The organism is Pseudomonas amygdali, assembly GCF_002699855.1.
Taxonomy (GTDB): Bacteria; Pseudomonadota; Gammaproteobacteria; order Pseudomonadales; family Pseudomonadaceae; genus Aquipseudomonas; species Aquipseudomonas amygdali.
Map to the genome: position 1 here is coordinate 26,017 of NZ_LKBW01000168.1, position 20,426 is coordinate 46,442.

The window sequence follows — 20,426 nt, forward strand, 5'->3', positions numbered from 1 at the left end:
GAATCACTCCCTGAGGCTGGATACCTGCAAGGATCAACCTTGCCACATGGGCAAGGTCAAGCGCGAATCAATAGTTGAGGTCGGCTTTCTTGAGGTACATGCCGTTCAGGTCCGCTGCGATACGGTATTTGAGGATATCGCCCGAGCGGAGCTGGATCTTGGTGCTGCGCGGCGCTTCCATTCCCGGTTCGCAGCCCACCACGGTGCCCCGCAGGGTGCTCAGTCTTATCGACACTTCACCGGGAGGCAGGTTGAAAGACACCGAGTCCTCCTGAAAAAGCCTTCCGGCCAGACGGTCCTGCACATAGATGCCGATCTCACAGGAGGTCGCGACTTCCAGGCGCTCTCGGGAAATGATCAGGATGCCGTAATCCTGATCGGCCTGAGTGGCGGGTGCGATAGCCAAGAAACCGAGAATGCTGATGAGGCTCACTGCTGACCAGCGCATCGCTGATACTCCTGATGTAAACGTTGATGAGTCAGCTTGGCTCACGATCAGCTCGAATACCAGCCCGGCAGCGATAACAGAAACTTGACCTTGCCACGATGACAAGGTTGAAGATGCTCGCTATCCATCAATGAGGGAGTGACACCATGCAGTTATTCAATGTTCAAGGCATGACCTGCGGGCACTGTGTTCGCGCGGTGACTCAAGCGATCAAGAACGATGACCCAGGCGCTGATGTTCAGATTGAACTGGCCAGCAAGCAGGTGAAGGTGCAAAGCAGTCTGTCACCCGAGCAGATCGTCAGGTTGATCAGCGAAGAGGGTTATCAGGCGCAGCCGGCATGACGCGGGTCAGGGAGACCGGAGCGGTCTCCCTGTCTGTAAACTTTGAAAAGTTTTGAATTAATTACCCTGTCCTTCGTTCTCTGCAAGGTAAGCCGGTTAGACTAACCCGTTGCCCTGGACCCGTTAATGGACACCCGATGAATCTACGCACAATCCTTATCCTTGGCTCATTGAGTGCCTTCGGCCCTCTGGCCATCGACTTCTATCTTCCTGGGTTTCCTGCCATGGCCTCGTATTTCGGGACCGACGATAAACATATTCAGTTGACCCTCGCGGCTTACTTTCTTGGGCTTTCCCTGGGACAACTGGCCTATGGTCCGGTGGCTGACCGGTTCGGTCGGCGCATTCCGCTGTTGTTCGGCGTTACCATGTTCATGCTCGCCTCGATAGCCTGCGCCTTTGCGCCAAGCCTTGAATGGCTGATTGGTGCGCGCTTCGTTCAGGCGTTGGGCGGCTGTGCCGGGATAGTGTTGTCGCGGGCAATCGTCAGTGACAAGTGCAATGCCGTCGAGTCGGCCAAGGTCTTTTCGCAACTGATGCTGGTCATGGGCCTGGCTCCGATTCTGGCACCCATGCTTGGCGGAGTACTGGTCAGCACCTTTGGCTGGCAATCGATCTTTGTCAGCCTGGCGCTTTTCAGTGGTGCCTGCCTGGCGGCGGTTGCACTGGGGCTGCCGGAAAGCATGCCCGCCAGCACGCCTCGTCAGCCGTTGAGTGGCGCATTTCGCCAGTACGTCAACCTGCTGCAGGACCGCGTCTTCATCGGCCATGCCCTGACGGGCGGCATTGCCATGGCCGGAATGTTCGCTTACGTCGCCGGGTCGCCGTTCGTGTTCATCAAGCTGTACGGGGTACCTGCCGAGCATTACGGCTGGCTGCTGGCTGTTCGGGATGAACGCGGCGGGTTTCATTCTGGTCGCGCAGATCAATGCGCGTCTGCTGCGCAAGACGGGGCCGGCATTTTTGTTGTCACGAACGGTCTGGATCTATCTGACCGCGGCGCTGGTGTTGCTGGCGATCAGCTTGCTGCGCACCGAAGCGCTTTGGCCGCTGCTGGTGCCATTGTTCATTTGCGTGGCAAGCCTTGGGTGCATCATCCCCAATGCGTCAGCCTGCGCCATGAGCGGCCAGTGGGCGCGTGCGGGCAGTGCCTCGGCGCTGCTGGGTTGTCTGCAATTCAGTGTTGCCGCCATCGCCGCCAGCCTGGTGGGCTTGTTGCATGACGGCACGGCCACACCCATGGCGTTGGTTATCAGCCTGTGCGGTGTGCTGACGGTCGGCCTTTCGGTACTGACACGCCGTGCGCAAGGCACGCGGGATGCACAGGCGAAGCCTGTCTGATTCGGCGCAACGGTTGTGTCAGTCACGCGATGCGCTGACACAACCATATCGCGTTCAGAACCCTTCCAGTACAACCTTGCCCTTGGCCTTGCCACTTTCCAGCAGGGCATGAGCGCGGCGCAGATTCTCTGCGTTGATGCTGCCGAAGTGCTCACCAAAGGTGGTTTTCAGCGTTCCCGCGTCGATCAGATCGGCCACCCGGTTGAGCAGGTTGTGCTGTTCTATCATGTCCTCGGTTTCGAACATCGACCGCGTGTACATGAACTCCCAGTGCAGCGACAGGCTCTTGCGCTTGAGCTTCGATACATCCAGTGACTTGGGATCGTCGATCAGCGCCAGCTTGCCCTGTGGCTTGAGCGCCTCGACCAACTGGTCCAGATGCTGTTCGGTCTGGGTCAGGCTAGCCACATGGGTCACCTGGTTCAGGCCGACGCGCTTCAGTTCTTCGCTCAACGGCTTGCTGTGGTTCAGCACTTCGTGTGCGCCCAGTTCGCGGACCCAGCTTTCGGTCTCAGGCCGGGAAGCGGTGCCGATGACCTTCAGGGTGGTCAGCTGACGTGCCAACTGGGTAAGGATCGAACCTACACCGCCCGCTGCACCGACGATCAGCAGGCTGTGCGAGCCTTCGCCTTTTTGCTGAGCGATCTGCAGGCGCTCGAACAACAGCTCCCAGGCAGTGATCGCCGTCAACGGCAACGCGGCCGCATGGGCAAAGCTCAGGGTTTTCGGCATATGCCCGACAATACGCTCGTCGACCACATGCAGTTCGCTGTTGCCACCCGGCCGGGTCAGGGAGCCGGCATAGAACACCTTGTCACCCGGCTTGAACAGCGTGACCTGGCTACCCACCGCTTTCACGACACCTGTCACATCCCAGCCCAGTACCTTCGGAGCGCCGTCCTCGGGCTGGACGTTCTGGCGGATTTTGGTGTCCACCGGGTTGACGGAGATGGCCTTGACCTCGACCAGCAGATCACGAGCGCCAGCCACCGGTTCAGGCAGTTCGATGTCCTGCAATGACAGTGCGTCGCTGATCGGCAGCGAGTGGTAATACGCGATTGCTTTCATGACGGGCCTCTTCGGGAAAAATGATGGAGAGATCATTGGCTATTTCCAGTAAAGATAAAACCCGCTAAAACGGCAGGCTCTTTCAATTTTATTTTGATAATACGAGGCATTGATGTTGCGTTTTGACGACTTGCAGTTGTTCGTTCGTGCAGCGGACCTGGGCAGCCTTTCTGCCGCAGCGCGGGTGATGGACATGTCTGCGGCGGTTGCCAGCGCGGCGCTCAAACGTATTGAACGGCAATTGGGTGCGCGCTTGCTGGCACGTTCGACCCGCAGCCTTCGTCTGACTGCCGAAGGCGAGGGGTTTCTGGAGTATGCCCGCGCCGCACTGGGCAGTCTGGAAGAGGGGCGGCGCCTGCTGGCCAGCAGTCAGGACCGTTGTGAAGGCGTGTTGCAACTCTCGGCACCGTCGGATCTGGGACGTAACGTACTCTTGCCCTGGCTCGACGAATTTCAACAGCAACATCCGCAACTGACCGTGCGCCTGTTGCTGGGTGATCGTATTGCCGACCTGTTCCGCCAGCCGGTCGATGTGGCGCTGCGTTACGGCGAGCCGGAGGATTCAAGCCTGGTCGCATTGCCGGTGTTGCCTGACAACCGGCGGGTGTTGTGTGCCGCGCCGAGTTACCTGCAGCGTCATGACGAACCGCAGCAGGTTGAGCAACTGGCGCAGCATAACTGCCTGTTGTTCATGCTCGGGGACCGTGTGCATGACCGCTGGACGCTGAATGATGGCAAGCGCGAAATCAGCCTGACGGTCAGCGGCAACCGGTTCAGTGACGACGCAGATGTAGTGCGCCGCTGGGCAGTAGCGGGCGAAGGTGTGGCGTACAAATCCTGGCTGGACGTCGCCGCAGATGTACGGGCCGGGCACCTGAAAGTATTGATGCCAGATTTGATCGGCGAGCGAGCGCCGCTGGACCTGTTATGCGCGCACCGGGCGCAGCTCAGCAAGCCGGTCATTCTGTTGCTGGAAATGCTCAGGTCACGTTGTAAGCAACAGGCTGTAGGTCCGTCGCCCGTTGGTTTGTTTTAATAGCCACGTCCGGGTAGGAAATAACCTTCGGAAGTGTCGGAAAATATAATATTTGAAAGTGTTTCAACGGTGCAAAGTTTCAACTCTCAGGCGAAGTTAAAACTGACTGTTGTTGAGTGGTTTTGGCGTTTTTGTCATGGGTATTACGCTTGTTTTTTCAATCTCTTTTTGAAGTAATGGTCGAAACCCCTTTGCTAGAGGGGGGTCGCCGTTAAGGCAGGAAGATCTTCCTGCCGATCGGGCGAGAGAGAAACGTGGTTTTTTTCGAGCTGTTGTACAACAACAGTTTGTACGAATCGTTTTTCGCCCACTGGGGCCGAAGGGCATAGAGTTTATACTTGTCATTTCATATAAGAACCACGTTCAACTCTACCGAGGCGTGATTGCTTTCACCCAGTCATCACGATAGATGAATGTTTCAACAGGGAGTGAACACATGGAATACGGACCTTGCATCAGCCAGATCGCAACATTGCTGGCCGACCCCAAGCGCAGCGCAATGATCTGGGCACTGATGGATGGTACTGCTCGTCCTGCCGATGAGTTGGCGATTTTGGCGGGACTCTCGACTTCTTCTGCAGGCGCGCACCTGGCGCGTCTGACCAGCGGCGGTTTGTTGAAACAGGAGGCGCGGGGTCGCAAGCGCTTCTTTCGCCTCGCCGCGCCGGAAGTGGGGGCCGCTGTAGAAGCTCTGGCCTGTGCCTCGCTGGCCAGTGCCGAACAGATCAGCCGCAGGTTTGCTCAGCCTATGCCGCCGTTGCCGCTACGCCGTGCAAGAATCTGCTCCGATCATCTGGGCGGCGAAATGGCCGCCGAGCTTTATCAGCGCCTTCTGGAAGCGGGCTGGATAGAACAGCAAGAGAAGCGTGTCGAGGTCACGAGCAAGGGTGTGGCCAGTTTTGCCGAGCGCGGTATTTACATACCGGCGCTGGCACAGCGCAAGCGTGAAACGGTATGTGCCTGCCCGAAATGGAATGATCGCAACCCGCACCTGGGCGGCGCGCTGGGGGCAGGGCTACTGCAGTTATTCTTTCAAATGGGCTGGCTGCGCACCACCGAGGAGCCCAGCACCTTGCAGGTCTCCTCCAGTGGGCAGCGGGAAATAAGCAAGATCGCGGCGGCGGCCTGACGGGAACCGCAGGTGTGGCCCACCCCACCACTATCGTGCTTTTGCATGCAGTTCCAGACGCTTCGCGTCCTCTTGCGACGCAGAGTGTCGCGAAAGGCATTTCCACGCGAAGCGTTAGGAACGATGGATGTGCATGCCCGCCCCACCACTATCGTGCCAACGCTCCGCGTTGGTATGCAGTTCCGGACGCTTTGCGTCCTCTGCGACGCAGAGCATGAGCAGCGATGGATGTAACTCGCTCAATCCCTCTTTAGGGCTTGACCAGGCGTGCATCCAGGCTGTTTTGTGCCAAGCGTTTTGCCTGATCTTCAGTCATGCCCAGGTGGGTGTACAGCGCATGGAAGTTTTCGGTCACGTAGCCACCGAAATAGGCCGGGTCATCCGAGTTGACGGTGACTTTCACGCCGCGCTCGAGCATGTCGAGGATGTTGTGCTGGGCCATGTCGTCGAACACGCAGAGCTTGGTGTTGGACAGCGGGCAGACGGTCAGCGGGATTTGTTCGTCGATGATGCGCTGCATCAGTCGCTCGTCTTCAATGGCGCGTACACCGTGGTCGATGCGCTCGATCTTCAGCAGGTCCAGTGCTTCCCAGATGTATTCCGGCGGGCCTTCTTCTCCGGCGTGGGCGACGGTCAGGAAGCCCTCGCTGCGGGCGCGATCAAATACGCGCTGGAACTTGCTTGGCGGGTGGCCCATCTCGGAGCTATCGAGGCCCACGGCGACGAACGCATCACGGAACGGCAGCGCCTGATCGAGGGTTTTTTCGGCTTCTTCCTGGGACAGGTGACGCAGGAAGCTCAGGATCAGACCGCTGTCGACGCCCAGCTTCGACTTGCCGTCTTTCAGCGCACCGGTAATCCCGGCCAGCACCACTTCAAACGGGATACCACGGTCGGTGTGGGTTTGCGGATCGAAGAACGGTTCGGTGTGGATAACGTTCTGTTCCTTGCAGCGCAGCAGGTAAGCCCAGGTCAGGTCGTAGAAGTCCTGCTCTGTGCGCAAAACGTCCGCACCGCGGTAATACAGATCAAGGAATTCCTGCAGGTTGTTGAAGGCATAGGCCTTGCGCAGGGTTTCGACGTCATTCCACGGCAGGGCAATTTTGTTGCGCTCTGCCAGGGCGAACAGCAACTCGGGTTCCAGTGAACCTTCGAGGTGCAAGTGCAGTTCTGCCTTGGGCAGGGCGTTCAACCAGTCGTACATATTCTTTTCTCATCAGGTGCAGATCGCGGGCATTCTACAGATGCACGTCGCTGCGCAGGGTAAAACCTGACCGAACGTTCAACTTGCCTCCTGATCGCGGCGGTAAGCATAGGTATCAGCAAAGCGCGACAGCAGAAACTCGGCGCAGGTGGTAACAGGATAGCGCGCTGGCTGGCTTTCGCTCTGGCAACCGGGCAGGCATTCAATACGCGTGTCGGGATGCGGTTCGGCGAAAAACGGCATCGAATAGCGGTCGACGCCAAGCGGGCTGATAACCCGGTGCGGCGTGGACAGATAACGGTCGTTGCTCCAGCGCGCCATCATGTCGCCGAGATTGACCACGAACGTACCGTCAATCGGCAGTGCGTCGATCCATTCGCCCCGCACGTCGCGTACCTGCAAGCCGCCCGCCGTGTCCTGATACAACAGGGTGATGCAGCCATAATCGGTATGCGCGCCTGCGCCTTGTTGCTCGGCCGAGGTCGCCGTATCACGCGGTGGGTAATGAATCATGCGCAGCACGCTGACCGGGTCCTTGAAGCGCTGATCGAAGAAATCGCGTTCGGTGCCCAGCGCGAGGGTCATGGCGCGCAGCAGGGTTTGCGCCAATGCCTGCATGTCCAGGTAATGCTGTTCCATCAGGCTTTCCCAGCCGGGAATGTCCGGGTGCCGATTGGGCCCGCGCAATGGTTTGCCAGCCAGCACGTCGGGATGGCCTGCCTCCAGATGCAGGCCCATGTCGAAGGTTTCCTTCAGGTCGCTCGGCAGGCTGGGGTCCAGTTGCTCTGTAGCGATGGCACCGTAGCCGCGATGATGGGTGCTTTGCGTGATGTCGATGATGAGCTTTCGGCTGCCGGACGAGCGAAAAAGTCTTTGGCTGCCGATTGCACCTGCTCGATGCGTTGCGCGCTGATCGGGTGGCCCTTGATATAAAAGAAACCCCATTGCCGACAGGCACTGTCGATCTGCCGGGCGACATTCTGCCAGGCCTCAAGGTCGGTGCCGTAGAGCGGGGCTATGTCGATGACGGGAAGCTGGTCCATTAACGGTCCTGGAAATCATGTGGTGTTCGCTGTCGATGAGCGTGCCCGCCGAAGCAGGCACGAGACGCCAGGCGGTTATTTAGGCAGTTCGGCCTTGATCCCTTCGACGTAATAGTTCATCGACGCCAGCTCAGCGTTGGTTGCAACCACGCCGTCAGCAATTTTCACGGTACCGTTCTGGTCCTTGATCGGCCCGGTGAACGGATGGAATTCGCCGCTTTCGATGCTGGCGATGATCTTCTGCGCCTCAGCCTTCACATCAGCAGGTACCACGTCGCTGATTGGCAACTCGACCGTACCCTCTTTCAGGCCGCCCCAGTAATCCTGTGGTTTCCAGGTGCCTGCGATGGCACCCTCGGCGGCCTGAATGTAATGCGGGCCCCAGTTGTTGACGATGGAAGCCAGTACCGCTTTCGGCCCGAAGTGCGCCATGTCCGAAGCGTAGCCGACTGCATAGACGCCACGACGCTCGGCGGTCTGGATCGGCGCAGGGCTGTCGGTGTGCTGGAAGACCACATCAACGCCCTGATCGATGAGTGCGTTGGCAGCATCGGCTTCCTTGCCCGGATCGAACCAGGAGTTGACCCACACCACTTTTATCTCGGTGCCCGGGTTGTATTTGTTCAGCGCCAGCTGGATGGCGTCGATGTCACGCAGCACTTCAGGGATCGGGAATGAAGCGACATAACCGATTTTCTTGGTCTTGGTCATTTTCGCGGCGATGTAACCGCTCACGTAACGACCCTCATAGGTGCGGGCCAGATACGTGCCCATGTTCTTGTCCTGCTTGTAGCCGGTCGCGTGCTCGAATTTCACCTTGGGGAATTGCTTGGCGACTTTCAGCGTGGGGTTCATGTAGCCGAACGAGGTACTGAAAATCAGGTCGTAACCGCCCTTGGCCATGTTGCGGATAACCCGCTCGGCGTCCGCGCCCTCCGGCACGTTTTCCACGTAGCTGCTGGTCACCTTGTCACCCAGCGCCTTGACCATCGCCTGACGGCCCTGTTCATGCTGATAGGTCCAGCCGTGGTCGCCGATGGGGCCGATGTAGACGAATCCGACTTTCAGCGGATCGGCTGCCGAGGCGAGCAGGCTGGAGCCGATGCCGACAACGGCGGCCATGGCACACAGCAGTTTTTTCAGAGGACGACGTGGGTTGGTCAGGTGCATCGGGTCTAGCTCCTTGCGGTCTTGTTGGAGTGCATGCCCGAGCAATGCAAATAACTGACCAACAGGACAACTTACGATGCTGGCGTGCTTCACCCTGTAGCAATAGTGCGTGTGTAGGAGCGGACTTGTCCGCGAAGGAGGTCGTTCAGACGATGCATTTTCGGAGAATATGCCGACCCTTTCGCGAACAAGTTCGCTCCCACGGCCTTCGGCCAGAATCTAAAACAGACCTGTGTGTAACGCGTAGTGCAGCGAGAAGGTGCAGGTGCGGTGGGCTGCGCCGCTAACTGGTGCAGCGCGTGCTGCGCTCGACAATGCACATTGGCGTACCGGCCACGGGTTCGCGCATGATCTGCACCTGCACATCGAACACCTGGCAGACCAGCTCGGCTGTCAGCACCTCGCCCGGCGCGCCGCAGGTCACCAGACGTCCACCCTGCATGACCGCCAGATGGTCGGCATAGCGACAGGCCTGATTGATGTCGTGCAGCACGGTAATCACGGTTTTGCCTTCGGCGCTGAGTTCGCGCATCAGGTCCAGCAGTTCGACCTGATGGCTGATGTCCAGATAGGTGGTCGGCTCGTCGAGCAGGACGATGGCCGCGTCCTGCGCAAGGATCATCGCCAGCCACGCTCGTTGGCGCTGCCCGCCGGAAAGGTCGGACAGCGGCCGGTCGGCCAGGGTTTCCAGCTCCATGCGTTGCAGCGCCTGTTCGACACTGTGCTGATCGGCCCCGCTCAAGCGTCCCCACAGACTGTTGTGCGGGCTGCGACCGTAAGCCACCAGTTGACGCACACTGACGCCTTCTGGAATGGGCAGCACTTGCGGCAGAAAAGCCACCTTGCGGGCCAGCTCTTTGGCGGAGAGCTGGCTATAGGCTTTGCCGTCCAGGCTGAGGCTGCCCGATTGCGGGGTGAGAATCCGTGCAAACGCTTTGAGCAGTGTGGATTTGCCGCAACCGTTGGGGCCGATCAGCGCGGTGACCTGCGCAGGCGGCGGGCTGAATGACAGGTCTTGCACGATCCGCGTTGCGCCATAGCCGATGTCGAGTTGCTGCGCCTTCAGAATACTCATGGGATCAACCTTTGAATCGGGCCAGCAGCCAGAGGAAATACGGAGCGCCAATCACCGCCGTGAGAATACCGGCGGGGATCTCGCTGGGTGCGATCAATGTGCGCCCCAGCGTATCGGCCAGCACCAGCAATAACGCGCCCAATACCATGGAGGCGGGCAGCAGGTATTGATGATGACCGCCGACCAGACGGCGTGCCATGTGTGGCGCGACCAGCCCGACAAAACTCACCGGTCCGATGATGCCCACGCCCAGGCTGGTCAACAGCACGGCACTGCTCATCGCCAGCCAGCGCGTACGTTTGAGCCCGGTACCCAGGCTCTGCGCTGCTTCATCGCCCAGGCCGATCAGGTTCAGCGGTTTGGCCAGCACCAAGCTGAGCGGGATCAGCAGCAGAAGCGGCGAGGCCAGCAACACATGGTGCCAGTTACGGCTCCACAAACTGCCGGTCAGGGCCAGCAGGGCGGTATTGATATCCAGCGGGTTGGACAGAATCAGAAATTCGGTGATGCTCGACAGCGTCACGGCAATCGCTACCCCGGAGAGCGCGAAACGCACGCCGGAAAACTGCACGCCGGTGTTGTACAACGCCATCAGCAATGCCCCCGCTGCACCGCCCAGACACGCCACAAACGGCAGCGTGGCCACCGGCAATTGCGGCAGGCCGATAATCGCGATGGTCAGCGCCAGCCCTGCGCCCTGGGTCACGCCAAGAATTTCCGGCGAGGCCAGCGGGTTGCGAATCACACCTTGCACGATGGCACCCGCCAGGCCGAACGCGCAGCCGGTCATGATTGCGATCAGTCCGCGTGACAGGCGGTGATTCCAGACTTCGAAGTCCTTGCTGTCGTGGGCGATCAGATGATCAAGCACCGCGCCGGGCGTCAGCCAGACGGTGCCCGCGCTGAGGCTCAACAGCAGGGCCAGTACCAGTAACACAATCAGCAACAACAGCCGTGAGCGGGACTGGTTCATAGCGCGCGCCTCGCCAGAAACAGAAAGAACGGCGCGCCAATCAACGCCGTGACCACGCCGGCCGGCGTTTCCACGGGGAATGCCACGGCGCGGCTGATCAGGTCCGAGGCCAGCACGATGGCCGCGCCCAGGCCGGCGCTGATCGGGATCAGCCAGCGGTAGTCATTGCCCAGCCACTGGCGAGCGATGTTCGGCGCGATCAGGCCGACAAATGCTATCGGCCCCACCGCACAGACGCTGGCGCCAACCAGCAGCAGGCTGACCACGAACACCAGCAGGCGCAAGGCACCGATGCGTACGCCCAGTGAGCGGGCAGCGTCTTCGCCGAGGTTGATCAGGTTCAGGCGCGGCGCACAGGCAATCGCCAGCACCAGACCGATCAGCGTGCACGGCCAGAGCAGTTGCAACTGCGCCGCGCCGACGTTGGCCAGTGAACCGGCCAGCCAGTTGAGGACACTTTGCGCCTGTGCTTCGACAAGAATCACAGTGAGGCGGGTCAAGGCTGCGCACAGCGCGGCGACGGCGACACCCGCCAGCACCAGTCGCCCCTGAGCGGTGGCAGGCGACCATGCGCCGCCAAGACTGAACACGGTGATCCATGCCAACGCACCACCGAGGCAGGTCATCAGCAGCGCGCCGCCGGGGAAGGGCAGGGCGACCAGCCCGGTGGAAAACAGCGCCAGCCCCAGCGCCGCGCCCGCCGTAACGCCAAACAATGAGGGGGAGGCCAGACGGTTGCGCGTGATGCCCTGCATCAAGGCCCCGGCCACGCCGAGGCAGGCACCGACCAGCGCCGCGCACAAGGCGCGTGGCACGCGCAATTGCGCAACGATATAAGCGATGTTGCCGCCCTCGCGACCCTGCGTGAACAGTCCGTTCCAGGCATCTACCTGACGAATGCTGAACGAAGACAGGGCGAACAGCGACACCCAGAACAGTCCCAGGCAGGTCGCGGTGATCACGCCCGCCATCAGCCAGCGGCGCATTTACGGGTTCAGCACGGCCTTGCCGCCCTTGAGTACGGCAAGCGCATCGTCGGCGATCTGCTCGGACGCCATGATCCCGCGATTGCGCGCCCAGCTGTCGCCATCCACTTCAGCTACCTGCTTGTTACGTACTGCGCCAAGCACCTGCCACAGCGGCTGCTTGCTCCAGCTGTCGACGATGCTCGGGCGACGATAATGACTGACCAGCAACCAGTTCGGGTCCAATGCCAGCAACTGCTCCAGGCTGACGAATTCGGTGGGCGCGGCGTCTTTGCGTACTTCCGGGACCTTCAGACCGATCGCCTGCAACACGCTGCCCGCATAAGAGTGCGGGCCATGTATCGAGAAGCTGTCTTCGCGGGCGACGCCGAACAGCACGTTGGTGTTGGCCGGAATCTGATCGGCAACAGTCTTCAGGTGCTGGCGGTTCTCCGCGATCCGCGCCTGCATCTCTGGGCCTTTGCCGAGCGCCACGCCGATCAGCTCGGCAGATTTCAGACTGCCCTGATAATCCTCGCCGCGCGACGGCAGCATCAGTGCGGGTGCCAGGCTGGCCAGATCGTTGTAAAGCGCCTGATGGCGGCCGAGGTCGGCAATGATCAGGTCCGGCTTGAGCCGCGCGATCACTTCTATATTGGGTTGCGAGCGCAGCCCCACGGACTGCCATTCGCCTACCGCCTTACGCACTTTGGGCAGTACCCGGTTGGCATCGCCATCGTCCGCGGCACCGACGGGTGTTACGCCGACCGACGCCAGGCCGTCGAGAAACGAGAACTCCAGCACCACCACGCGCTTGGGAGTGTCAGGCAGGTGGACTTTGTGTTGGCCGTCATCGATGTCGATAGGCGCGGCCTGGGCGGCGCTGGCCATCAGGGTCAGCAGGCCGCAAGCCAGCAGATGCGGAAGTCGAAAAGCACGCACGGCGAATGTCCTTTCTAACAGAAGCTGAATCGTGAAAAACAGACGCGCCAGAAAAGGCGCCTGGAAAACGGCGGGCACTATTTCACATCGTGACGACGGGATCAAAAGTCATTTACGTGTGGGTGCAGTTCTCATTCGGGTCATTTGTTGAAACCTTTTGTCACACACCGCACTCTGAACGGCTTCAATGACAGACACGTTCATGACTATCCGCGGCGATCTGTCGCAAGGGTTTGGAGAAAGTAATGGGCGCTTTGCTCAAGCAAGAAAAGTTTCTACTGCTGGCAATCATTGCCATGTTTGTCGCCTATCCGCTGGAGCATGTGCTGCTGGGCAACGGACAGGTCGTCGCACTGGTTTCCGGGTTGGCGCTGGTCGGCTTCATCGTCTGCGCCTCGATGCGCGTCGCGCACCACGCCGAAATGCTCGCGGAAAAGGTCGGTGATCCCTACGGGACGATGATCCTCACGCTCTCGGCGGTGCTGGTCGAAGTGGTGATTCTGGCGATCATGATGAGCAACGAACCATCGCCGACGCTGGTGCGAGACACGATTTACTCGGCGGTCATGCTCGACATCAACGGCATCCTTGGCCTGGCCGCGCTGATGGGCGGTATCAAGCACGGCGAGCAGTCCTATAACGATGACTCGGCGCGCACCTATAGCGTGATGATCCTCACCGCCATGGGCGTGTCGATGGTGGTGCCCGAGTCCATCCCCAAAGGCGACTGGAAGATCTATTCGGCGTTCACCATTGGCGCGATGATTCTGCTCTACACGCTGTTCCTGCGCATGCAGGTCGGCCCGCACAGCTACTTTTTCAGCTACAGCTACCCGGAAAAGAAAAAGCGCCAGGGCTCGGATCAGGCTGAACAGCATGCAGAGCCGGTCAACCTGACCCGCTCAATTGTCACATTGGTCACCGGTGTGGTGGTGATTGGCGCGCTGGCTGAAGTGATGTCCAAGACGGTCGACCTGGGCCTGGAAGGGACGGGGGCACCGCCAGTGATGACCGCCATTCTGGTGGCCGCCATTTCCGCTGCACCGGAGATTCTGACCGCCCTGCGCGCGGCACTCGCCAACCGCATGCAGTCAGTGGTCAACATTGCTTTGGGTGCATCGTTGTCCACCGTGATTCTGACGGTTCCGGTCATGGAAGCGATGGCGCTTTACAGCGGCCAGCCGTTCCAGATGGCCATGACGCCGGTGCAGACCGTGATGATCTTCATCACCCTGCTGGTGTCCGCCATCAACCTCAACGACGGCGAAACCAACGCCATCGAAGGCATGACCCACTTCGTGCTGTTCGCGACGTTCATCATGCTCTCGTGTCTGGGGCTTTAGGGCCTATTGCCTATCGCTCCCACGCTCTGCGTCGCAAGAGGACGCAGAGCGTCCTGAACGGCATGCCGACGCGGAGCGTCGCACGATAGTTGAGATTATCGCCCCGCACGTTCAGCCCCGAATCAACTCCCGCGCGGCCTGGCTGTGATCGGCAATCAACTGCTTGATGTCCAGGCCTTCGACCTGGCCGTCGATCACTCGCCATTGTCCTGCGATCATCACCCGATCGGCACGGTCCGCGCCGCACAGCAGCAGCGCTGACAGCGGATCATGGCTGCCGGAAAAGCGCAGTTCGTCCAGCTTGAACAACGCCAGATCAGCCTGTTTGCCCACCGCCAGTTCACCGAGGTCAGTGCGTCCCAGCAATTGCGCCGACCCCTTGGTGGCCCAGCCCAGCACGAGCTGCGGAGTGATTTTTTCGGCGCCGTAGCGCAGGCGTTGCAGGTAAAGCGCCTGGCGGGTTTCGAGGATCATGTTCGATGCATCGTTGGACGCCGAACCATCGACCCCGAGCCCCAGCGGCGCGCCGGCAGCGATCAGCTCCAGCGTCGGGCAGATGCCAGAAGCCAGGCGCATGTTCGAGCTTGGGCAGTGACAGACGCCGGTGCCTGCTGCGCCGAGACGGGCGATTTCGTCGGGGTTGAAGTGGATGCCATGGGCCAGCCAGGTACGCGGTCCCAACCAGCCGACACTGTCCAGATAATCCACGGTGCGCAGGCCGAAGCGTTGCAGGCAGAAGTCCTCTTCGTCGAGGGTTTCAGCCAGGTGGGTGTGCAGGCGCACGTCGAGCTTTTCGGCCATGGCGGCACTCTCGGACATGATCTGCGGCGTGACCGAAAACGGCGAGCAGGGTGCCAGCGCGATCTGGATCTGCGCACCATCGCCGCGCTCGTGATAGGTCTCGATCAGGCGCTGACTGTCGGCCAGAATCACCTCACCCTGCTGCAGGTTTGCTGCGGCGGCAAGCCTCCATCCGCTTCGCCAAGGCTCATCGAACCACGCGTCAACATTGCGCGCATACCCAACTCGCGGACGCTTTGCACCTGAACATCGATGGCGTGTTCAAGCCCGTCGGGAAACAGATAGTGGTGGTCGGCAGCGGTTGTGCACCCGGACAGTAACAGCTCGGCCAGCGCCACCTTGCTGGCGACCGCGAGCTTCTCTGGCGTCAGGCGCGCCCACACCGGGTACAGGGTTTTCAGCCACGGGAATAATGGCTGGTTGACCACCGGTGCCCAGGCGCGGGTGAGGGTTTGATAGAAGTGATGGTGCGTGTTGATCAGCCCCGGCAGCAGCACATGCTCGCGGGCATCGAATGTCTGTGTGCAGGGCTTTGACGGGAGCTGCCCGGCGGCCAGCACTTCAGTGATGACGCCGCCTTCGATCACCAGACCGCCACGGGCGTCCAGGTCATTGGCAGTAAACACGGCAAGGGGATTTTTCAACCAGATACGGATCGCAGGCATGGGCCGGCTCCTCTGAAAGACAGGTTCAGGTTAGCCAGCTCAGTGTTGCCCTGGCTGCTGATCCAGGGTCGCCGGGGTCAGGTGCGCCCCGGCGAAGGACGGCGATTCTAGTCGAGCAGCCGATTACCAGGCAATCGTCTTGCCCTGGTAATCGATGAAGTGATGGCCGCCCTTGCCTGCGTAGGCATTGAGCTGTTCGACAAGCCCGGTGGTGCTGGTCATGACGTCGATGGCGGCATTTTCGCCGCCCATGTCGGTCTTCACCCAACCCGGATGCATCGACAGCACGGTAGGACGGTTCTCGCCCAGCTCGGTGACAAAGGTATTGGTCATCGAATTGAGTGCAGCCTTGCTGGCCTTGTACAGCGCAAGGTTTGCGCCGTCCGGGCAAGTGACGCTGCCCAGCCACGAACTCATGAACGCCAGGACGCCCGTGCCGGGACGGATTTGCTCAACGAAGCGCTCGGCCAGACGAATCGGCGCTACAGCGTTGGTCAGGAACAACTGCCCAAGCTCGGCGGCGGTCGACTTTGCCGCGCTCTGGTGTTGCGCACCGGTAATCCCGGCATTGACGAACAGCACGTCGAACACCTCGCCACGCAGCTTCTGGACCAGCACTTCCAGCGAAGCAGGTTCGTCCAGATCCACCGCTTCGATGCGCACGCCCTCGACCGCTTTCAGGTTTTCAGCGTTTTGCGGATCACGTACGGTGGCGGTGACGTGCCAGCCCTGTTCGGTCAAGCGCTGCACCAGCCCGAGCCCGAGGCCACGCGAAGCACCGATAATTAGGGCGGTTTTCTTGGTAGTGGTCATGAATGATTCCTTGGCAAATTGAGAGACAGACTCCATGGCAGCGCAAGCAGGACCTCTCGAAAGTTTCGACCCCGCAGCGTACTACTGCCTATGCAGTGTTGGAATCTCCGTGAGCCGGAAACGTTCAAGGTAGATGTCTGACACTGAGCATTGGCACGATAGTCGGGATTATCGTTCCGCACGCTCCAGCGTGGGAATGCCGTTCATGAGGCTCTGCGTCAACCATCTGCGCCGCGAGTTCCCTCAATGCCCCGCCCGCCAAGGCTGGCCCAGCGATACCGGCGCATACAGCCGGGTGCGCAAGGCGTCGCGGGAGAGCAGGACAAGCACGATGATGGTGGCCACATAAGGCAGCATCGCCAGCAGGTTGGACGGGATGGCCAGGCCGATGCCTTGCGCGACCAGGTGCAGGATGCTGGCGAGGCCGAACAGGTACGCACCGAGCAGTAGACGCCACACGCGCCAGCTGGCGAACACCACCAGCGCCAAGGCTATCCAGCCGCGTCCGGCGCTCATGTTTTCCGCCCACATCGGTGTGTAGGCCAGCGACAGGTAGGCCCCGGCCAGCCCAGCCATTGCGCCGCCGAACAGCACGGCCAACGTGCGTACACGCAACACTGGCAAGCCCATGGCGCTGGCCGCATCGGGATTTTCGCCGACCGCCTGGATAATCAGCCCGACGCGGCTTTTCAGCAGCGCCCAGGCGACCAAAGCGAACAAGGCAAAGGACAGGTAGACCAGCAAGTCCTGGGCAAACAGCATGCGGCCGATCAGCGGAATGTCACTGAGCAGCGGGATGGCCACCGGTTCGAAACCGCTCAACGGTTTGCCGACCCAGGCGGCCCCGACAAAGCTGGAAAGGCCAACGCCGAAGATGGTCAGCGCCAGCCCGGTCGCGACCTGATTGGCGTTGAACACCAGTGCCACCAGGGCAAACAGTGCCGACAGCAGCATGCCTGCAAGCATCGCCAGCAGCACACCCAGCCATAGATTGCCGGTACTCAGGGCGATGATGAAACCGATCACCGCGCCAAACAGCATCATGCCTTCCTGACCCAGGTTGATGACGCCGCTTTTTTCGCAGATCAGTTCGCCCAGCGCCACCAGCAGCAAGGGGGTTCCGCAGCGGACCATGGCATAGAAAATGTTGCTCAGCAGGTCGATATCCATCATGCGGCTCCTGTGACGGCTGTCATCTGGCGCTTGGCCCAGTGCAGTTTCAAACGTGGGCGATAGAGAATCAGCACATCACAGGCCAGCAGGAAGAACAGCATCATCCCCTGAAACAACTGCGTGATTGCCAAGGGCAGGTTCAAGGTCATTTGCGCGCTTTCTCCGCCCAGATACAGCAGGGCGATCAACAGGCTGGAGAACAGAATGCCGATGGGGTTGAGGCGGCCGAGAAAGGCCACGGTGATCGCGGCATAGCCGTAACCTGGCGAGACCTGCGGCACCAGTTGACCGATCGGCCCGGTCACTTCCGATACGCCGGCCAGCCCGGCCAGCTCGCCACTGATCAACAGTGCGAGCCAGACCAGGCGTTTTTCTCGAAAGCCGACAAACCCGGCAGCACGCTTGTCCAGGCCCAGCACCTTGATCTGAAAACCGACGAAACTGCGTTGCAGCAGCACCCACACCGCGACCAGCGCAAACAGGGCGAAGTACACGCCGATGTGCGCGCGGCCATCTTCCATTAGCAGCGGCAGGCGGCTGGCGTCGCCAAAAGTCGCTGACTCCGGGAAATTCATGCCCGCCGGGTCTTTGAGCGGCCCGTGCACGAAGTACAGCAGCAAGTTGAGGGCGATATAGTTGAGCATGATGCTGGTAAGGATCTCATTGGCATTGAAGCGCGTGCGCAGCCAGGCGGTCACGCCCGCCCAGGCCGCGCCTACCAGGGTGCCGGCCAGCAGCACCATGACCAAGGCCCAGCGACTTTCCATCTCAATGATATTTACCGCTACGGCACTGCCTGCCAGCGCGCCGAGCAGCAGCTGGCCTTCTGCGCCGATGTTCCAGATGCGCGCTTGATAGGCGACCGCCAGGCCCAGCGCGCAGAGCAGAATCGGCAAGGTTTTGACCATCAATTCCGACACGCCATACCAGTCGCTGACCGGTGCGATCAGCAAGGTGTGCAGCGTCACCCAAGGGTTGAGCCCCAGGCCGATGAACAGCAGCGAGCCGCAGACCAGTGTCAGGACGGCAGCCAGTAAAGGGGAACACCACAACATGGCGCGCGATTGCTGGCCGCGCGGTTCCAGAGAAAGCAGCATCTTTTGCTCCGTTAACCCGCCGTATGGGCCTGGGTGTGAGAATGATCGAACTGTCCCGCCATCCAGCCGCCGATTTGCACGGTGCTGGTCTGTTCAGTGGGGATCAGGTCGGAAAGCTGGCCGCCGCTCAGGGCGGCGAGTCGGTCGCTGATCTGGAACAACTCGTCCAGGTCTTCGGAAATCACCAGAATGGCCGCCCCCGCGTCACGCAAGGCAATCAATGCCCGGTGAATCGCTGCGGCAGCACCGACATCCACGCCCCAGGTCGGGTGCGCGGCAATCAGCAGTTTGGGGTTTTGCAGTATTTCCCGGCCGAGAATGAATTTCTGCAGGTTGCCGCCCGACAGGCTGCGCGCCGCGGCCTGTGCGTCCGGCGTCTTGACTGCAAAGCGACGGATGATTTCGTCGGCCAGTGCGCGAACCTTGCCGCGCTGGATCAAGCCGTGGCTCACCAGTCCTTGCTGGAAAGCGGTTAGCAGAGCGTTGTCGGCCAGGCTCAGTTCCGGTACTGCGCCATGCCCCAGACGCTCTGCCGGAACGAACGCCAGCCCGTGTTTGCGGCGGGCGTCGGGGCGCAGGTCGCCGACCGGGGTGTCTTGGAAACGCAGGGTTGTCGCCTGGGCATGAGGCAGGGTCTGTTCGCCACTCAGCAGCGCCAGCAATTCATCCTGACCATTGCCGGCAACGCCCGCGATGCCGACGATTTCGCCGCTGCGTACTTCCAGGCTCAGGTCTTTCAGTGAGCAACCGAACGGGTCCGGGTTGTGCCAGGACAGCTTGTCGACGCGCAGAAAGGCTTCGCTGCCGCTGACTTTGTCGTAGTGCGCGGTCAACCCTTCGGCATCACCGACCATCAAGCGCGCCAGCTCCAGATCAGAGCATTCAGCCGGGATACAGTGCCCGGATACCTTACCGTTGCGCAGGACGGTTGCGCTGTGACACAAGGCACGAACCTCGCCCAGCTTGTGACTGATAAACAGAATGCTGCAGCCTTCTGCGGCCAGATGCCTGAGGGTCACGAACAGCTCTTCCGCTTCCTGGGGTGTGAGCACAGAGGTGGGCTCGTCGAGGATCAACAGACGAATGTCCTGCATCAGGCAGCGAATGATTTCGACTTTCTGCCGCTCGCCAATCGACAGGCTATGGACCAGGCGCTGGGGCTCCACTGCCATGCCGTAGCGTTGCGAAACCTCGCGAATGCGCGGTTCCAGTTGTTTGGGCGTGCCTGCCGCAGCGCCCATTGCCAGGGCGATGTTTTGCGCGACGCTGAGGGTTTCGAACAGCGAGAAATGCTGGAACACCATGCCGATCCCCAGGCTTCTTGCCTGTGCCGGACTGCGCATGGTCTGCACCTGGCCTTGCCAGATGATCGACCCGGCGTCGGGCTGCGTCACGCCATAGATGATCTTCATCAGCGTGCTTTTGCCGGCACCGTTCTCTCCCAGCAGGGCATGAATCTCGCCGGGCTGAATCGTCAGGTCGACAGCGTCGTTGGCCAGGCAGCCGGGATACCGTTTAGTGATGTGGCGCAGTTGTAGACGCGCAGGTATCGCGTGGTTTGACATGAAAGGCTCGAAGGCAGAAGTGGGTCGCTTGTGGATAAAGCAAAATCCTGGCCAAGGAGTCAGGATTCCTGTCCTGTGCGTTCAATCAAGGTTGAGTAAGGTGTTTTCGACATTCATGGCCGTGCAGTGACAACCTGACGCGATCATTTCGGCACCAGTTCGGGGCGCGCTGGCGGAGCGAGGGGCAAAGGTGGCTCTTTGATTTGAGTGAAAAATGTACAGCAGGCGTCA

At 60.5% G+C, this 20,426-nt stretch carries 16 protein-coding genes and 3 pseudogenes; 5 read left to right on the forward strand and 14 right to left on the reverse strand.

The window, feature by feature from the left end:
• Nucleotides 1-67: 67 nt before the first annotated feature.
• The gene (locus tag AO277_RS12920) at nt 68-448 is read right to left on the reverse strand and encodes a hypothetical protein (protein WP_044317544.1); all 381 of its coding nucleotides are present in this window, start codon (nt 446-448) and stop codon (nt 68-70) included.
• A gap of 146 nt (nt 449-594) precedes the next feature.
• Here AO277_RS12920 and AO277_RS12925 point away from each other — a divergent pair, with 146 nt between their 5' ends.
• Nucleotides 595-792 carry a heavy-metal-associated domain-containing protein gene (locus tag AO277_RS12925; protein ID WP_002555529.1) on the forward strand — a complete coding sequence of 66 codons (198 nt, stop codon included), beginning with the start codon at nt 595-597 and terminating at the stop codon, nt 790-792.
• A 137-nt stretch (nt 793-929) separates the two neighbouring features.
• A pseudogene (locus AO277_RS12930) lies at nt 930-2,133 on the forward strand (multidrug effflux MFS transporter).
• A 54-nt stretch (nt 2,134-2,187) separates the two neighbouring features.
• On the opposite strand, the gene AO277_RS12935 reads toward AO277_RS12930, so the two are convergent.
• Nucleotides 2,188-3,201 carry a zinc-binding alcohol dehydrogenase family protein gene (locus AO277_RS12935; RefSeq protein ID WP_044317543.1) on the reverse strand — a complete coding sequence of 338 codons (1,014 nt, stop codon included), beginning with the start codon at nt 3,199-3,201 and terminating at the stop codon, nt 2,188-2,190.
• A 112-nt stretch (nt 3,202-3,313) separates the two neighbouring features.
• Here AO277_RS12935 and vimR point away from each other — a divergent pair, with 112 nt between their 5' ends.
• Nucleotides 3,314-4,237 carry a transcription regulator VimR gene (gene vimR / locus AO277_RS12940; RefSeq protein ID WP_044317542.1) on the forward strand — a complete coding sequence of 308 codons (924 nt, stop codon included), beginning with the start codon at nt 3,314-3,316 and terminating at the stop codon, nt 4,235-4,237.
• Nucleotides 4,238-4,673: 436 nt separating this feature from the next.
• On the forward strand, nt 4,674-5,366 hold the full coding sequence (locus tag AO277_RS12945; protein ID WP_002555525.1) for an ArsR/SmtB family transcription factor: 693 nt from the start codon (nt 4,674-4,676) through the stop codon (nt 5,364-5,366).
• A gap of 250 nt (nt 5,367-5,616) precedes the next feature.
• Here the strand turns inward: AO277_RS12945 and AO277_RS12950 are convergent, their stop codons facing one another.
• The 7 genes and pseudogenes from AO277_RS12950 to AO277_RS12980 all read right to left on the reverse strand — a co-directional run bounded on the left by AO277_RS12950 (nt 5,617) and on the right by AO277_RS12980 (nt 12,738).
• The gene (locus tag AO277_RS12950; RefSeq protein WP_002555524.1) at nt 5,617-6,570 is read right to left on the reverse strand and encodes an adenosine deaminase; all 954 of its coding nucleotides are present in this window, start codon (nt 6,568-6,570) and stop codon (nt 5,617-5,619) included.
• A gap of 78 nt (nt 6,571-6,648) precedes the next feature.
• Nucleotides 6,649-7,613, reverse strand: a pseudogene (locus AO277_RS12955) (2-oxoglutarate and iron-dependent oxygenase domain-containing protein).
• A gap of 75 nt (nt 7,614-7,688) precedes the next feature.
• On the reverse strand, nt 7,689-8,783 hold the full coding sequence (locus AO277_RS12960) for a BMP family ABC transporter substrate-binding protein (protein WP_002555522.1): 1,095 nt from the start codon (nt 8,781-8,783) through the stop codon (nt 7,689-7,691).
• Nucleotides 8,784-9,066: 283 nt separating this feature from the next.
• Complete coding sequence (gene fecE / locus AO277_RS12965) at nt 9,067-9,858, reverse strand: Fe(3+) dicitrate ABC transporter ATP-binding protein FecE (RefSeq protein ID WP_002555521.1); 792 nt, start codon at nt 9,856-9,858, stop codon at nt 9,067-9,069.
• Nucleotides 9,859-9,862: 4 nt separating this feature from the next.
• Nucleotides 9,863-10,831, reverse strand: a complete 969-nt coding sequence (locus AO277_RS12970) for a FecCD family ABC transporter permease (RefSeq protein ID WP_044317541.1) — start codon at nt 10,829-10,831, stop codon at nt 9,863-9,865.
• Entirely contained in the window at nt 10,828-11,817 is a 990-nt protein-coding gene (gene fecC / locus AO277_RS12975) for an iron-dicitrate ABC transporter permease FecC (protein ID WP_002555519.1), read from the reverse strand. The genes AO277_RS12970 and fecC overlap by 4 nt, the downstream gene beginning before the upstream one ends.
• Entirely contained in the window at nt 11,818-12,738 is a 921-nt protein-coding gene (locus tag AO277_RS12980) for a Fe(3+) dicitrate ABC transporter substrate-binding protein FecB (protein ID WP_044317561.1), read from the reverse strand.
• Between the two features lie 245 nt (nt 12,739-12,983).
• Here AO277_RS12980 and AO277_RS12985 point away from each other — a divergent pair, with 245 nt between their 5' ends.
• A complete protein-coding gene (locus tag AO277_RS12985) occupies nt 12,984-14,081 on the forward strand; it encodes a calcium:cation antiporter (protein ID WP_044317540.1) in 1,098 nt (365 codons plus the stop codon).
• Nucleotides 14,082-14,192: 111 nt separating this feature from the next.
• Here AO277_RS12985 and AO277_RS12990 read toward each other — a convergent pair.
• From AO277_RS12990 to AO277_RS13010, 5 genes and pseudogenes are all read right to left on the reverse strand, one after another.
• A pseudogene (locus tag AO277_RS12990) lies at nt 14,193-15,547 on the reverse strand (8-oxoguanine deaminase).
• A 123-nt stretch (nt 15,548-15,670) separates the two neighbouring features.
• Nucleotides 15,671-16,360, reverse strand: coding sequence for an SDR family oxidoreductase (locus AO277_RS12995; RefSeq protein WP_044317539.1), 690 nt, complete (start codon nt 16,358-16,360; stop codon nt 15,671-15,673).
• Nucleotides 16,361-16,603: 243 nt separating this feature from the next.
• Complete coding sequence (locus AO277_RS13000; RefSeq protein WP_044317538.1) at nt 16,604-17,530, reverse strand: ABC transporter permease; 927 nt, start codon at nt 17,528-17,530, stop codon at nt 16,604-16,606.
• Nucleotides 17,530-18,630 (reverse strand): ABC transporter permease, encoded by a 1,101-nt coding sequence (locus AO277_RS13005; RefSeq protein WP_044317537.1) that lies wholly within the window; start codon nt 18,628-18,630, stop codon nt 17,530-17,532. The genes AO277_RS13000 and AO277_RS13005 overlap by 1 nt, the downstream gene beginning before the upstream one ends.
• A gap of 11 nt (nt 18,631-18,641) precedes the next feature.
• A complete protein-coding gene (locus tag AO277_RS13010) occupies nt 18,642-20,195 on the reverse strand; it encodes an ABC transporter ATP-binding protein (protein ID WP_044317536.1) in 1,554 nt (517 codons plus the stop codon).
• Nucleotides 20,196-20,426: the final 231 nt, after the last annotated feature.

What these genes read in the sequence shown, in the direction of transcription:
- vimR (WP_044317542.1), top strand. Translation starts at nt 3,314, where the DNA reads ATGTTGCGTTTTGACGACTTGCAGTTGTTCGTTCGTGCAGCGGACCTG.
- AO277_RS12985 (WP_044317540.1), top strand. Translation starts at nt 12,984, where the DNA reads ATGGGCGCTTTGCTCAAGCAAGAAAAGTTTCTACTGCTGGCAATCATT.
- AO277_RS12950 (WP_002555524.1), bottom strand. Translation starts at nt 6,570, where the DNA reads ATGTACGACTGGTTGAACGCCCTGCCCAAGGCAGAACTGCACTTGCAC.
- fecC (WP_002555519.1), bottom strand. Translation starts at nt 11,817, where the DNA reads ATGCGCCGCTGGCTGATGGCGGGCGTGATCACCGCGACCTGCCTGGGA.
- AO277_RS12920 (WP_044317544.1), bottom strand. Translation starts at nt 448, where the DNA reads ATGCGCTGGTCAGCAGTGAGCCTCATCAGCATTCTCGGTTTCTTGGCT.
- AO277_RS13000 (WP_044317538.1), bottom strand. Translation starts at nt 17,530, where the DNA reads ATGGATATCGACCTGCTGAGCAACATTTTCTATGCCATGGTCCGCTGC.
- fecE (WP_002555521.1), bottom strand. Translation starts at nt 9,858, where the DNA reads ATGAGTATTCTGAAGGCGCAGCAACTCGACATCGGCTATGGCGCAACG.
- AO277_RS12945 (WP_002555525.1), top strand. Translation starts at nt 4,674, where the DNA reads ATGGAATACGGACCTTGCATCAGCCAGATCGCAACATTGCTGGCCGAC.
- AO277_RS12970 (WP_044317541.1), bottom strand. Translation starts at nt 10,831, where the DNA reads ATGAACCAGTCCCGCTCACGGCTGTTGTTGCTGATTGTGTTACTGGTA.
- AO277_RS13010 (WP_044317536.1), bottom strand. Translation starts at nt 20,195, where the DNA reads ATGTCAAACCACGCGATACCTGCGCGTCTACAACTGCGCCACATCACT.
- AO277_RS12925 (WP_002555529.1), top strand. Translation starts at nt 595, where the DNA reads ATGCAGTTATTCAATGTTCAAGGCATGACCTGCGGGCACTGTGTTCGC.
- AO277_RS12995 (WP_044317539.1), bottom strand. Translation starts at nt 16,360, where the DNA reads ATGACCACTACCAAGAAAACCGCCCTAATTATCGGTGCTTCGCGTGGC.
- AO277_RS12935 (WP_044317543.1), bottom strand. Translation starts at nt 3,201, where the DNA reads ATGAAAGCAATCGCGTATTACCACTCGCTGCCGATCAGCGACGCACTG.
- AO277_RS12960 (WP_002555522.1), bottom strand. Translation starts at nt 8,783, where the DNA reads ATGCACCTGACCAACCCACGTCGTCCTCTGAAAAAACTGCTGTGTGCC.
- AO277_RS13005 (WP_044317537.1), bottom strand. Translation starts at nt 18,630, where the DNA reads ATGCTGCTTTCTCTGGAACCGCGCGGCCAGCAATCGCGCGCCATGTTG.